The organism is Sphingobium sp. CCH11-B1, assembly GCF_001556865.1.
GTDB lineage: Bacteria > Pseudomonadota > Alphaproteobacteria > Sphingomonadales > Sphingomonadaceae > Sphingobium.
This window is the reverse complement of the sequence record NZ_LSJY01000115.1, coordinates 15,354-28,389: the sequence shown is the minus strand read 5'-3', so window position 1 is coordinate 28,389 and position 13,036 is coordinate 15,354. Positions and strand designations below refer to the sequence as shown.

16 protein-coding genes are annotated in these 13,036 nt (G+C 67.3%); 10 read left to right on the top strand and 6 right to left on the bottom strand.

Going from position 1 to position 13,036, the window contains the following annotated elements; genetic code table 11:
* Positions 1-978 (top strand): hypothetical protein (locus tag AX724_RS24060; RefSeq protein ID WP_197421571.1); only part of this gene is annotated, 978 nt, incomplete at its 5' end.
* 9 nt (positions 979-987) lie between these two features.
* On the opposite strand, the gene AX724_RS12355 is transcribed toward AX724_RS24060, so the two are convergent.
* A complete protein-coding gene (locus AX724_RS12355) occupies positions 988-1,407 on the bottom strand; it encodes a winged helix-turn-helix transcriptional regulator (RefSeq protein WP_443018710.1) in 420 nt (139 codons plus the stop codon).
* A gap of 111 nt (positions 1,408-1,518) precedes the next feature.
* Here AX724_RS12355 and AX724_RS12350 point away from each other — a divergent pair, with 111 nt between their 5' ends.
* Entirely contained in the window at positions 1,519-2,256 is a 738-nt protein-coding gene (locus tag AX724_RS12350; RefSeq protein WP_066766869.1) for an SDR family oxidoreductase, read from the top strand.
* Here the strand turns inward: AX724_RS12350 and AX724_RS12345 are convergent.
* On the bottom strand, positions 2,240-2,920 hold the full coding sequence (locus tag AX724_RS12345; protein WP_066766860.1) for a winged helix-turn-helix transcriptional regulator: 681 nt from the start codon (positions 2,918-2,920) through the stop codon (positions 2,240-2,242). The two genes, AX724_RS12350 and AX724_RS12345, sit on opposite strands and share 17 nt — an antisense overlap.
* 122 nt (positions 2,921-3,042) lie before the next feature.
* On the opposite strand from AX724_RS12345, the gene AX724_RS12340 reads away from it, so the two are divergent.
* The 8 genes from AX724_RS12340 to AX724_RS12305 all read left to right on the top strand — a co-directional run bounded on the left by AX724_RS12340 (position 3,043) and on the right by AX724_RS12305 (position 9,050).
* Positions 3,043-3,486 (top strand): VOC family protein, encoded by a 444-nt coding sequence (locus AX724_RS12340; protein ID WP_066766858.1) that lies wholly within the window; start codon positions 3,043-3,045, stop codon positions 3,484-3,486.
* Positions 3,487-3,502: 16 nt separating this feature from the next.
* Positions 3,503-3,865 (top strand): DUF1428 domain-containing protein, encoded by a 363-nt coding sequence (locus AX724_RS12335; RefSeq protein WP_066766856.1) that lies wholly within the window; start codon positions 3,503-3,505, stop codon positions 3,863-3,865.
* Positions 3,866-3,883: 18 nt separating this feature from the next.
* Positions 3,884-4,684, top strand: a complete 801-nt coding sequence (locus AX724_RS12330; protein WP_066766854.1) for a VOC family protein — start codon at positions 3,884-3,886, stop codon at positions 4,682-4,684.
* Positions 4,681-5,175, top strand: coding sequence for a VOC family protein (locus AX724_RS12325; RefSeq protein WP_066766851.1), 495 nt, complete (start codon positions 4,681-4,683; stop codon positions 5,173-5,175). Before AX724_RS12330 ends, AX724_RS12325 begins: the two co-directional genes overlap by 4 nt.
* Positions 5,172-5,639, top strand: coding sequence for an SRPBCC domain-containing protein (locus tag AX724_RS12320; protein WP_066766850.1), 468 nt, complete (start codon positions 5,172-5,174; stop codon positions 5,637-5,639). Before AX724_RS12325 ends, AX724_RS12320 begins: the two co-directional genes overlap by 4 nt.
* Before the next feature lie 171 nt (positions 5,640-5,810).
* Complete coding sequence (guaB, locus tag AX724_RS12315; RefSeq protein WP_066766847.1) at positions 5,811-7,268, top strand: IMP dehydrogenase; 1,458 nt, start codon at positions 5,811-5,813, stop codon at positions 7,266-7,268.
* Positions 7,269-7,280: 12 nt separating this feature from the next.
* The gene (locus tag AX724_RS12310; RefSeq protein WP_066766844.1) at positions 7,281-8,459 is read left to right on the top strand and encodes an RsmB/NOP family class I SAM-dependent RNA methyltransferase; all 1,179 of its coding nucleotides are present in this window, start codon (positions 7,281-7,283) and stop codon (positions 8,457-8,459) included.
* Between the two features lie 72 nt (positions 8,460-8,531).
* Positions 8,532-9,050, top strand: a complete 519-nt coding sequence (locus AX724_RS12305; protein ID WP_066766841.1) for a tetratricopeptide repeat protein — start codon at positions 8,532-8,534, stop codon at positions 9,048-9,050.
* An 84-nt stretch (positions 9,051-9,134) separates the two neighbouring features.
* Here the strand turns inward: AX724_RS12305 and AX724_RS12300 are convergent, their stop codons facing one another.
* Genes AX724_RS12300 through AX724_RS12285 form a run of 4 tightly spaced genes read right to left on the bottom strand, consistent with a single transcriptional unit; the run spans position 9,135 to position 12,978 of the window.
* A complete protein-coding gene (locus AX724_RS12300) occupies positions 9,135-9,683 on the bottom strand; it encodes a pseudouridine synthase (protein ID WP_066766830.1) in 549 nt (182 codons plus the stop codon).
* A 50-nt stretch (positions 9,684-9,733) separates the two neighbouring features.
* Complete coding sequence (rsmA, locus tag AX724_RS12295) at positions 9,734-10,573, bottom strand: 16S rRNA (adenine(1518)-N(6)/adenine(1519)-N(6))-dimethyltransferase RsmA (protein ID WP_066766882.1); 840 nt, start codon at positions 10,571-10,573, stop codon at positions 9,734-9,736.
* A 1-nt stretch (position 10,574) separates the two neighbouring features.
* The gene (gene pdxA / locus AX724_RS12290) at positions 10,575-11,597 is read right to left on the bottom strand and encodes a 4-hydroxythreonine-4-phosphate dehydrogenase PdxA (RefSeq protein ID WP_066766880.1); all 1,023 of its coding nucleotides are present in this window, start codon (positions 11,595-11,597) and stop codon (positions 10,575-10,577) included.
* The gene (locus tag AX724_RS12285) at positions 11,575-12,978 is read right to left on the bottom strand and encodes a peptidylprolyl isomerase (RefSeq protein ID WP_066766827.1); all 1,404 of its coding nucleotides are present in this window, start codon (positions 12,976-12,978) and stop codon (positions 11,575-11,577) included. The genes pdxA and AX724_RS12285 overlap by 23 nt, the downstream gene beginning before the upstream one ends.
* Positions 12,979-13,036 lie beyond the last annotated feature (58 nt).

Below are 13,036 nucleotides of genomic sequence, written 5' to 3'. Positions count from 1 at the left end.
GCCATGCGCACATGCCACAAGGCCGTGTTCGACGTGCCGCCGGACAATGCGGTGGAAGGGATGAGCATTCCGGAGAAGGATGCGGACGGCAAATATCTGACCGCCAATCGCGGCGTCACGTCGAACACGGCCTTGTGGCATGTGCGCATGGCGCTGAATGTTGGCGCGCTCAATTGCGAAAAATATGGACCGACCGCGCGGCTCCAGTACAACCAGATCCTGTCGATGCACCGCGACATGTTGGACAGCGCCAACGATGCGGTGGACCGCAACTACACCGTCGCCTACGGCCGGTCGGCGGTGAGTACGCGCGAACGGTTGAACACCGTCGTCTATAATTTCTTCGCGCTGCCGCCGGTCATCAAGAATTTCTGCCCGGTGGCGGTGGCCGTCGGCGCGAAGGTGCTTTCGACGCCATCGTCCCAGCTTTTGCTGAACGCGCCGCAATGGCTGGCCGAGCTGGAAAAGCCGTTTCAGGAATTTTACGCCGCCTATGCCGATTATCTGCGCCGTCTGGCCGAATGGCAGTCGCGCTTCGGCGGGACGGTGACGTTGCGGCTGTCGCCCACGCCGCTGCCGCCGCCGCCGGTGCCCCCGGGCGAAGCGCCGGCCGGGTGGAAGCCGGGCATGCCGACGCCGAGCGGCATGACGGGCATGCCGTCCGCCAATGTGCCGGTTCCGGCCGGTCCTGCGGCGAGCACGCCGTCCACCACCGTTCCGGCTCCGGCCGCGCCGTCCCCTGCGGTGCCTTCGCCTGTGTCGCCGTCTCCTGTGTCGCCGTCTCCTGCCGGTCCCGGCGCGACGGTTCAGGCCGTTCCGGCTGGTGCTCCTTGGTCTTCCGCTCCGACAAGTCCTGCGCCGGCAACGCAGCCCATGCCGGCTACCGCGCCATCGGGACCGCCACCGGTCAGCCGCACCCTGCCGGACAATAGTGTGCCCAAGCTGGTCGTGCAGCCGGTGCCGGCGGACAGCGAATAGAGCCGCGGATCAATCGCGCGCGTCGAAGGCGGCGCGCGCGGTTTCCACCTGCTCCAGATGGCGTTCGGCCCACATCCAGACGCCGCAAAAGGCGGCGCTGAGGCTGTTGCCGAGCGGGGTCAGCGCATAGTCGACGCGCGGCGGCACGACGGGATGCACCGTGCGGGTCAGCAGCCCGTCCCGTTCCATCTGGCGCAGCGTCTGCGTCAGCATCTTCTGGCTGATGCCGTCCACCGCGCGACCGATTTCGGTGAAGCGCAGCGTCCCGCGTTCCTCCAGTTCTTCCAGCACCAGCAACGTCCATTTGTCGGCCACCCGGCCGATCAGGTCGTTGACGAGCCGTTCGATGCGCGGATCGCATGTGTCACCGGGGTGGTCCAAATAGGCATTCGCCTGAGAAATTTCGTCGGCAGTGAACCGATTTGCCATGGATTTCTGCATTGGTCACTTTCGGGTGCGTATGGCACTTTATGGTGCCGTCTTTCCAAAAGAGAGTGTAGCGCTAGATAAGCGGGGAAGCCAGAAGAAAGGAGCTTTCCCATGCAGAGTTCAGCCAACACCATTCTCGTCACCGGCGGCGGATCGGGCATCGGCGCGGCCCTGGCGCATGAATTCCATGCGGCCGGCAATCAGGTCATCATCGCCGGACGGCGGCAGGCCGCGCTGGACGCGGTTGCGGCGGACCATCCCGGCATGGCGACGATGACGCTGGACATGACGGACGCCGACGCAGTCGCAGCGTTCGCGGACAGGATCGTGGCCGATTTCCCGGCGCTGAATGCCGTGCTGCTGAACGCGGGCATCATGGTGGCCGAACAGGGCATCGACCTGGACGTGGCGGAGGCGACCATCGCCACCAACCTGCTGGGGCCGATCCGCCTGGCCCATGCCCTGCTGCCGCAACTGGAGGCGCAGGCGAACAGCGCGATCCTGACCGTATCGTCGGGACTGGCCTTCGTCCCGCTGGCGGCCACGCCGACCTACAGCGCGACCAAGGCGGCGATCCACAGCTGGTCGCTGTCCATGCGCGAGCAGCTCAGGAGGCGGGTCGAACTGATCGAGATCGTGCCGCCCGGGGTGCAGACGGACCTGATGCCGGGCCATGCCGAAAATGCCGACATGATGAAGCTGAGCGACTATATCGCCGAAACGATGGCGCTGCTGCGGCAGCAGCCGACGCCAGCGGAAATCCATGTCGAGCGCGTCAAGTTCCTGAGCGAGGCGACCAGGCGCGGTGACTTCGATCAGGTGTTCGCGGCGCTCAATCAGCAGCACTGACCGTCGACGGGGCCTTGGGGGGCAGGGGGAAGAGCCGGGCGAAGCGTTCGGCCACATCCCTGTCCCCTTCGACCGTCAGCGCGCCCTTGAGGTCGTCCAGGGACGCGCCGCCATAAAGCAATGCGGCCAGCGCGTTCTGGTCGCCGGCGAAGAGGACGTCCGCGCCGCCGGCATCGCCACGATCCATCTGGAAGTCGCCGTCGCGGACGATGGCGCGAAATTCCTCCTCGCCGAAGCGGAAGCCGATGGTCGCGTCCATGTCGCCGATGCGGTCGCGCGCGATCATGGTGCGCATCGAGAGCACGACCGACGCCTGGCTCATCGGCTTGCCCGGCTCCATCGTCGGCGACCGGCAGGCCCAGCGGCCCAGCACCTGAAACAGGATTTCCGATTCGCGGCCCCAAGGCGTCAGCTCATAGATTCGGCTGGCTGCGGGCGGCGGCAGGCGGCGGCGGACCAGGACGCTGGCCGCCTCCAGCTCCTCCAGCCGCTGGGTCAGCACGTTGGCGCTGATTCCGGGCAGACCGGCGCGCAGGTCAGTGAAGCGCTTGGGCCCCAGCATCAACTCGCGCATGATGGGCATGGCCCAGCGATCGCCGATAAGGTCGAGGGCATGGGCGACAGCGCAGCCGTCCTGATAGGCGCGTTTGCGGCTCTGAGTCATATTTAGTTATCTTTTCTAACTTACCTGTTGCTTTTAATAATTCAGAGGCGCACAAAGTTCAAGCGGTGAGTCGCGGCAAGGGACGCGCGACCGGCCGGCAGCCATTCGAAGGGAGAGATCGAATGTCAAACCAGACGCCCAAGATGATGTTCGTCAACCTGCCGGTCCGCGACCTGCCAGCGTCCATCGCCTTTTACGAAGCGGTGGGCGCGGTGCGGAACGACGATTTCGCGGACGGCAGCGCCCAGATGATGAGCTTTTCCGACACGATCCACGCGATGCTGCTGACGCGGGAGCGCTTCGCCACTTTCACCGAGCGCCCGATCGCCGATGCGCGGGAGGTCGTGCAGATGGGGCTGTGCCTGACGGAGGACAGCCGCGAGGCGGTGGACGCGGTGATGGCACGCGCGCTGGCGGCAGGCGGCACGGAGCCCAACCCGGTGCAGGATCATGGCTTCATGTACGGACGCGGCTTTGCCGATCCGGACGGGCATATGTGGGATTTCTGCTGGATGGACGTGATGGCTGCGATCGAGGCGAACCGCGCCGCGACCGTCGCCGCCTGACAAGAGGAGAGACGCGATGGCTTATATGGACGGATTTGTGATCCCGGTGCCCAAGGGCAACAAGGAACGGTACAGGGAAGTGGCGGCCTATGCCGCGCCGATCTTCATCGAACATGGCGCGACCCGCGTGGTCGAATGCTGGGCGAACGACATCAAGCCGGGCAAGGTCAACGACTTCCGCACCGCCGTGATCGCCGAAGAGGGCGAGGAGGTCGTCTTTTCGTGGATCGAATGGCCTGACAAGGAAACCCGCGACGCCGGTTCCGCCAAGGTGATGGTCGATCCCCGCATGCAGCCCAAGGAGGGCGAGGACATGCCCTTCATCGGCGCGCGACTGATCTACGGCGGTTTCGAGGTGCTGGTCGACGCCAGCGCCTGACAGGAAGGGAGAGGACCGATGGCTGATCCGACCGGCAAATTCTTCTGGTATGAATTGATGACCAGCGATCCGCAGGCCGCGCTCGCCTTCTATGGCGACGTGCTCGGCTGGACATCGCAACCCTTCGGCGGGGAGCGGACGGACGACCCCTATCATGTCCTGTCCGGCAGCGCGGGCGCGATGGGCGGGGTGATGGCGATCCCGGCCGAAGCCAAGCAATGCGGCATGTCGCCCTGGTGGGGCGGTTATGTCGGATCGGCCGATGTCGACGCCGATGCGGCGCGGCTGAGCGCGGCGGGCGGCAAGGTGATGCGCGCGCCCGAGGATATTCCGGGCGTGGGCCGCTTCGCCGTGATGAGCGATCCGGGCGGCGCGGTCTTCATGCTGCTCAGGGGCAACAGCCCGGACGGGATGGAGCCCGCGCCGCCGATGGCGCCGGGTCATGTCGGCTGGCACGAACTATACAGCGGCGATTTCGACCGCGACCTTGCCTTCTACACCGGACAGTTGGGCTGGACGAGGGGCGAGGCGATGGACATGGGCGAGATGGGTTCCTACCAGCTGGTGTCCCAGACCGGCGGGACCGATTTCCAGAGCATGACCGGCGGCATCATGCCCCGGCCCAAGGAAGTGCCGGCGCCCGTCTGGCTGTTCTACTTCGTCGTGGGCGACATCGATGAAGCGGTCGCCAAGGTGCAGGCGGGCGGCGGCCAGGTGCTCAATGGGCCGATGGAGGTGCCGGGCGGCGGATGGATCATCCAGGCGGCCGATCCACAGGGCGCGATGTTCGCGCTGGTCGGCGGCAGGGGGCAGGCATGACGGACAGGATCGTGCCCTGCCTCTGGTTCGACGGGCAGGCGGAGGAAGCGGCGCGCTTTTACGTGTCGGTGTTCGGCGGGTCTGTGGACCATATCAGCCATTATCCGCAGGATAATCCGACGCCCGCGCCTGTGCCGGAAGACCGGGTGCTGCTGGTCGAATTCACGCTGCGCGGCCAGAGCTACCAGGCGCTGAACGGCGGGCCGCACTTCACCTTCAACGAAGCGGTGTCGCTGTCCGTCACGTGCGAGGACCAGGCGGAACTGGACCGCTATTTCGACGCGCTGACCGCCGATGGCGGATCGCCGGGACCGTGCGGATGGGTGAAGGACAAATATGGCCTGTCCTGGCAATTGGCGACGCGCGGCATCATGGCCAATTACCGCAGCGGCGACCGGGCGGGCATCGCCCGGATGATGGCGGTCATGATGACGATGCAGAAGCTGGATAGCGCCGCCATGCAGGCGGCTTTCGAGGGAGAGAGCGTGTGAGCGACGAGATCCACGAACTGTCGGTGAGCTGCCTGGTCGCCGCGCCGCCCGAAATCTGCTGGAAAGTGTGGACCGACCTTAAGGACCAATGGTTCTGCCCCAAGCCCTGGCGGGCCGAGGTGATCGAAGAGGATATGCGCCCCGGCGGCCGCAGCGCGGTGCAGATGTTCGGCCCCGATGGCGAGGAGACCGGCCCCATGGAGGGCGTGTTCCTGGAGGTGGTTCCGGGCAGGCGGGTCGTGACCACCGACGCCTTTCGCGCGGGATGGATTCCGCAGGCGCCGTTCCTGACGGCGATCTGGGATTTTGCGGCGCAGGATGATGGCACCCGTTTCACCGCGACCGCGCGGCATTGGGACGCGGAGGGCAAGGCGCGGCACGAGGAGATGGGCTTCGAGGCCGGATGGGGACAGATGATGGCGCAGTTCAAGGCGCTGTGCGAAACGTCCGCGGCGATCGCCTGACAGGCGCAGGCGGGCGGGAGGACGCTTTCGTCACCGCCCCCGACGCAGGTGCAACAAAATGCGCCCTGGGGTCTGGCCGTGGGCCGCGCAAGTGGTTACATGGGCCGCCACAAATCCCCGGGACCCGCCAGCGTTATCGGTGCGTTCCACAGAAGAAAGTGGCCCTTTTCCATGGACATCCGCCTTGGCCTCACCTTTGACGACGTGCTGTTGCAGCCCGGCGAATCCGATGTGCTGCCAAGCCAGGCGGACACGTCGACCTATGTGACGCGCCAGATCAAGCTCAACATCCCGATCCTGTCGTCCGCCATGGACACGGTGACGGAGGCCGACATGGCAATCGTGATGGCGCAGCTGGGCGGCATCGGCGTGCTGCACCGGAACCTGACCGTCGAGGAGCAGGCGGACGCGGTGCGCGCGGTCAAGCGGTTCGAGAGCGGCATGGTGGTCAATCCCATCACCATCCTGCCCACCGCCACGCTGGCGGACGCGCAGATGCTGATGCAGCGGCACAAGATCAGCGGCATTCCGGTGGTGGAACAGTCGGGCAAGCTGGTCGGCATCCTGACTCATCGCGACACCCGCTTCGCCGAAAATCCCGAGCAGCCGGTCAGCGAACTGATGACGAAGGACAATCTGGCCACGGTCAAGGCCGGGGTGGGACAGGACGAGGCGCGTCGCTTGCTGCACCAGCGGCGGATCGAGAAGCTGCTGGTGGTGGACGATGCCTATCATTGCGTCGGCCTCATCACCGTCAAGGATATCGAGAAGGCCGTCACTTACCCCCAGGCGACCAAGGACGATGCCGGCCGGCTGCGCGTCGCCGCCGCGACCACGGTGGGCGAACAGGGGCTGGAGCGCAGCAAGGCGCTGATCGACGCGGAGTGCGACCTGATCGTCATCGATACCGCGCATGGCCATAGCAAGCAGGTCGCCGTCGCGGTGGAAGCGGTCAAGAAGCTGTCCAACCATGTGCAGGTCGTGGCGGGCAATGTCGCCACGGCCGAGGCGACCAAGGCGCTGATCGGCGCGGGCGCGGACTGCGTGAAGGTGGGCATCGGGCCGGGGTCCATCTGCACCACGCGCGTCGTCGCGGGTGTGGGCGTGCCGCAGCTGACCGCTGTCATGGATTCCGCCGAGGAAGCGGCGAAGCAAGGCGTTCCGGTGATTGCCGACGGCGGGCTTCGCACATCGGGCGACGTGGCCAAGGCGCTGGCCGCGGGCGCTGGCTGTGTCATGGTGGGGTCGCTGCTCGCCGGAACGGCCGAAGCGCCGGGCGAGACGTTCCTCTACCAGGGCCGTGCCTATAAGAGCTATCGCGGCATGGGCAGTGTCGGCGCAATGGCGCGGGGCAGCGCCGACCGCTATTTCCAGGCGGACATCAAGGACCAGATGAAGCTGGTGCCCGAAGGGATTGAGGGGCAGGTGCCGTTCAAGGGGCCGGCCAAGGATGTCATCCACCAGCTGGTCGGCGGCGTGAAGGCGGCCATGGGCTATACCGGCAGCCGCACGATCAAGGACCTGCAGGAGCGCGCGCGCTTCGTGCAGATCACCAACGCCGGGCTGTCGGAAAGCCACGTGCATGACGTCACGATCACGCGGGAAGCGCCCAATTATCCGACGCGTTAAGGGCTGCGCGGCATGACGCCCGCCGCCCGCATACAGGCCGCGATCGACTTGCTGGACGCGATCATTGCGTCGGCGCGCGATGGCGGCCCGGCGGCGGACACGTTGATCGCGCGCTATTTCAAGGAGCGGCGCTACGCCGGGTCGCGTGACCGCCGGGCGGTGCGGGATCATGTCTATGACGCCATCCGCCGCGCTGGCGAGCGACCGGAGACGGGACGGGCGGCGATGATCGGGCTGGCGCTGGAGCGGCCGGACGTCGCCGCGCTGTTCGACGGATCGCCGCACGCGCCGCTGCCGATCGAACCGGGAGAGGCGGGGGCGCAGGGCGGGTCTGTGCCTGGCTGGCTCGCGCCGCTGCTGGCGGCTCACGTAGAGCAGGACGCGTTGCTGGGGCGGGCGCCCGTGGACCTGCGCGTCAACCGGCTGAAAGCGGAGCCGGCGGCTGTCCTGCCGCTTTTACCGGAGGCAGAGCCGGTCGCCGGCGTGCCCGACGCGCTGCGCCTGCCCGAAGGCTTTCCCGTCGAGCAGTCGGCCGCATGGAAGGACGGCCTGGTCGAGGTGCAGGATGCGGGCAGCCAGTTGATCGTTGCGGCGTGCGAGGCGCGGCCGGGCATGATCGCCATCGACCTGTGCGCCGGGGCGGGCGGCAAGACGCTGGCGCTGGCCGCCGCGATGGAAGGGCGCGGGACGCTGATCGCTGCCGATACGATCCGCTCGCGCCTTGCCCGGCTGGAGCCGCGGGCGCAGCGGGCAGGCGCAACCTTCATCGAAACGCGGCTGATCGATCAAAATCATGAGGCGCGGGGGCTGGAGCGGCTGACCGGACAGGCCGACATGGTGCTGGTGGACGCGCCTTGTTCGGGCACGGGAACCTGGCGGCGCAATCCCGAAGCGCGCTGGCGGCTGACCCCGGCGCGGCTCGACCGGCTGGTGGCCGAGCAGGCGCGGATACTGGATTTCGCCGCGCCGCTGGTGGCGCCCGGCGGCGCGCTGGTCTATGCCACATGCGCATTGACGGATCGGGAGGGGCGCGATCAGGTGGACGCTTTCATCAGCCGCAATGTGGGGTGGACGGCCGAGCCGGCGGCGCTGCCGGTCGGGCGGGCGCACGGGGCGGGATGGCTGCTGACGCCCGGCCATGACGGGACGGACGGCTTCTTCTTCGCGCGGATGCGCCGGAAGCCGTCATAATCGACCATGGACAAGCGGCTGCAAAATCGCGAGGATCGAGAATCAACGCCTGAAACATGGCCGGAGTTAGTGATGCGTTTTACCCCTGCCTCGATTGCCCTTGCCGCCGTTCTGGCCACCGTGTCCAGCGTCGGTCTCAGCCAGAAGCCCGACAATCAGATCAATCCCCAGTCGATCGAATGGCAGAAGGCGGGCGAGGCAGCCCATCGGGCCGGTAACTTGAACGGTGCGACCGATGCGCTGGAAAGCGCGCTGGCGGTCGATCCCCGCAATCGTGCCGCCTATGTCGAACTGGCGGAGGTTGCGCGCGCGCAGGGGCTGCAGGGCAAGGCGATCCGGCTGTACAAGGAAGCGCTGTTGCTCGACCCCACCGATGTCGTGGCGCTTGCGGGTCAGGGCGAGGCGATGATGGAGAAGGGCGCGGTGGCGCGGGCGAAGGAGGTGCTGGCGCAGGCGCAGAAGCTGTGCAAGGCCGATTGCGCGCCGGTGACCAGGCTGTCCGCCGCGATCCAGAAAGGGCCGCCCGCCGTGGCGATGACCGACAAGTCCGCGGTGCCCGCCCCGAACAAGGTGCCGACCGAGACGCAATAAGCGAGCGCGCATGGTCGCGCGCATGGCGTTGGCAATATGCTGAGGGCTGGCGCCGGTCTTTGCCGGCGATCCCAGCCTTGGCCGTCAAGCAGCGTCCTCGCGCCACGCGCCCGGTGAGAGGCCTGCGAGCGTCCAGTCCCCGATCGACCAGCGCACCAGCCGCAGCGTGGGGTGGCCCACGGCCGCCGTCATGCGCCGCACCTGACGGTTGCGGCCTTCGCGGATGGTAAGGCGAATCCAGCTGTCCGGCACGGTCTGGCGCACCCGGATCGGCGGATCGCGCGGCCAGATGTCGGGCGCGTCGATCCGCTCCGCCTGCGCCGGGCGGGTCATGCCGTCCTTCAGCAGGACGCCGCCGCGCAGGGTGGCGAGCGCATCGTCCGTCACATCGCCTTCCACCTGGACCAGATAGGTTTTCGGCAGCTTGAACTTCGGGTCGGCGATGCGCGCCTGGAGCCGGCCGTCATCGGTCAGCAGCAGCAGCCCTTCGCTGTCGCGGTCCAGCCGGCCGGCGGGATAGACGTGCGGGATGGCGATGCAGTCCGACAGGGTGGCGCGCGTCGTCGGGCTGTTCCGGTCGGTAAACTGCGACAGCATGTCATAGGGTTTGTTGAACAGGATCAGGCGCGGCATGGGCTAGCGCCTCAATGCGCCGGGGAACGGGAATTTTTCGAGACCGCCGGTCAACGGCCTAAAATCCGCGCCACTTCGACAAATTCCTCGACGCTGACCGTTTCCGCGCGGCGCTGCGGATCGATGCCGACCCGCGCCAGCGCATCCAGTGCGCCTGGCAGGCCCTTGAGGCTCTGGCGCAGCATCTTGCGGCGCTGGCCGAATGCGGCGGCGGTGAGGCGCTCCAGATGCCTGAGCGCGACCCCTTCAGGCGCGGACTTGGGCGTCAGGTGCACCACCGCAGACATGACCTTGGGCGGCGGGGTGAAGGCGCTGCGGTGAACCTTCATCGCGATGCGCGCGTCGCTGCGCCACTGGGACAGGACGGCGAGCCGGCCATAATGATCCGTTCCGGGTTTCGCGACGATGCGTTCGGCGACCTCCATCTGGAACATGAGCGTCAGGCTGTTCCACCAGGGAAGCGGCGACCAGTCGGCGGAGAGCCAGCCGACCAGCAGCGGGGTGCCGACATTATAGGGCAGGTTGGCAATGATGTGCGCGCCGTCGCCTGCCTCCGCGCGCGCGTCGACCTGCATCGCGTCGCCGGCGATGACGCGGAGCTGACCGGGAAAGGCATCCTGCACTTCGGCGAGCGCGGGAAGGCAGCGATCGTCGCGCTCCACCGCGACCAGCCGCGCGCCGGCCCGCAGGATCGCGCGGGTGAGGCCGCCGGGACCAGGGCCGACCTCGAAAGCGGGTTGGCCTTCCAGCGGTCCGGGAATGGCGGCGATACGGTCGAGCAGCTGTTCGTCGAGAAGGAAATTCTGCCCCAGCGCCTTGCTGGCGGCCAGGCCGTGGCGCGCGATGACGTCGCGCAGCGGCGGCAGGGCTGACCTTGGCGCCGGGGCCATGTCAGCCATGGAGGAGGCGGGCGCGGGCGGATTCGGCGGCCATCTTGAGCGCGGCGATCATCGCGCCGGGATTGGCGACGTCCTTCCCCGCAATGCCGAAGGCGGTGCCATGGTCCGGCGAAGTGCGCACGATCGGCAGGCCCAGCGTCATGTTGACGCCTTCGTCGAAATTCAGCGTCTTGATGGGGATCAGCGCCTGATCGTGGTACATGCAGAGCGCCGCGTCGTAATTTTCCCGCGCGCGGGCGTGGAACATGCCATCGGCCGCAACCGGGCCGACAATGTCCAGCCCGTCCTCCTGCAACAGTTCGATCGCGGGGCGGATCACGTCGATCTCCTCCCGGCCGAGCGCGCCGTTTTCCCCCGCGTGGGGATTGAGGCCCGCGACGACCAGGCGGGGGCGGGCAATGCCGAAGCTGCGCTGCAAACCCCTGGCCGTGATAAGCGCCCGCGCCCGGATCAGGTCGATGCTGAGCGCGGCCGATACATCGGCCAGGGGGATGTGGATGGTGATCGGCACGACCTTCAAGGACGGGCCGGCAAGCATCATGACCGCGTTGTGCGGGGCGACGCCGCAGCGTTCGGCAATGAATTCGGTCTGGCCGGGATGGGTGAAGCCGACGCTGTAGAGCTGCTCCTTGCCCACCGGCGCGGTGACGATGCCGGCGGCGGAACCGGAGCGGGCGAGGCCGACCGCCACCTCCAGCGCCTCCAGCGCGGTGCGCGCGCCATCGATGGTCGGGCTGCCGGGCGTGACCGGCCCTGCGTCAGCGACCTGGAGGCAGGGCAGGGCGGACGCGAAGACGCCGGCCGCTTCCTCCGGCGCGGCGATCGACTGGATCGGGCCGAGCCAGACCGCGCGCAGCGAGGCGGGATCGCCCACCGCGAAGAAGGGCGGCAGGCCGCGCGCCTCCCGCATCACCCAGCTTTTGGCGACGATTTCCGGGCCTATGCCCGCCGGATCACCGAGCGAGACGGCGAAGGGCGCGGGCAGGGGCGCGTCAGTTATATTCAATGACGGCATCGCGGCGAAGATCGCGCAGATAGATGCGCGCCCGCTTGTTGACCCGTTCTTCCTCCAGCTGCGCCTGTATCTGTTCGGCGTTGGGCGCGCCGGCGGACTGCGGATCGTCGCGGCCGCATACCACCAACACGCGCACGCCGTCGGTGATCGAGCCGAAGGGCGGCGTCGCTTCGCCCACCTGAAGGTTGATAAGGATGTCCTGAAGCTGCGGCGGCAAGTCGCGCACCTTCACATTGTCATTGTCGACCACGTCCGCGCCGACGCGTGCGCCGACCTCGTTCGCCTGACCGCAGCCTTTGATTTCCTTGACGGCAGCGGCGAAGCTGGCGGCCTTGGCGCTCGCCTGTTCCTTGGTCGTGCCCTGCGGGAAGAGGACGGACAGCTGCTTGAGGCTGAGCAGCGAATCGCGCGGATCGGCGGTCAGGACCTTGCGCTTGTCGATGACGTAGAGGATCGACACGCCGCCGACGGTTTCGATCGGACCGGCGATCTGGCCCACCTGCATCTCGGTCGCGGCCTGCGCCAGTTCGGCGGGAAGCTGGGCGGGCCGGATCCAGCCCAGGTCGCCGCCGACCGCCGCCGTCGACGCTTCGGAAAACTGCCGGGCATAGGCCTGGAAGCTGCCGCCCTTGCGAATCTGTTCGATGATGTTGCGCGCGTTGGCGATGATCTGCTCGCGATTTTCGGGCGTCGCCGACAGATAGATTTCGCCGAGGCGGAATTCGTCGCTGCCCTTGGCCGCGTTCAGGCGATCGATCACCGCCTTCACTTCTTCTTCCGACACGTTGACGAAGGGCTGGATGTTGCGGCGCTGGAGGCGGCTCCACGCCAGTTCGCCCTCGATCTGGCGCTTGATGCTGGCGGCGCTGCTGCCCTGGCTGCGCAGATATTCGTCGAACTGAGCGGGCGAGCGGCGGAAATTGCCCGCGACCCGCTCATAGCTCTGGTTCACTTCTTCGGGCGCGATCTTGATGTCGTTGGCAGCGGCTTCCTGAATCTCCAGCGTCTCGTCGATCAGGTTGCGCAACACCTGCACGCGCAGCCGCTCCCGTTCCTCATCCGACACCTTGCCGCCATTGGCGGTGATGATGAGGGCGAGGCGCTGATCGACGTCGGTGCCGGTGATGATGCGGCCGTTGACGATGGCCGTCGCCTTGCGGACGTTGGGATCGCTCTTGCCAAAGACGGTCAGGTCCTTGGGCAGGTTAAGGCCTTGCGACTGGACGTCCATCGCATCCTCGTCCACCGTCTGCGCGCCGAGCGGCTGGACGGCGGTCGCGACCAGCGCGGTGGAGAGGCACAGGCCCGACAGGCAGGGGCGGATGCCCCGCAACAGGCGGGCGGGCAGCGAAACGAAGGTCGGGGAAACGACAGGCAACATCGTCGGCAATAATCTCCACTACGGTACGGAGCGTGATGCTCCGTCGCGCCTTAACCGG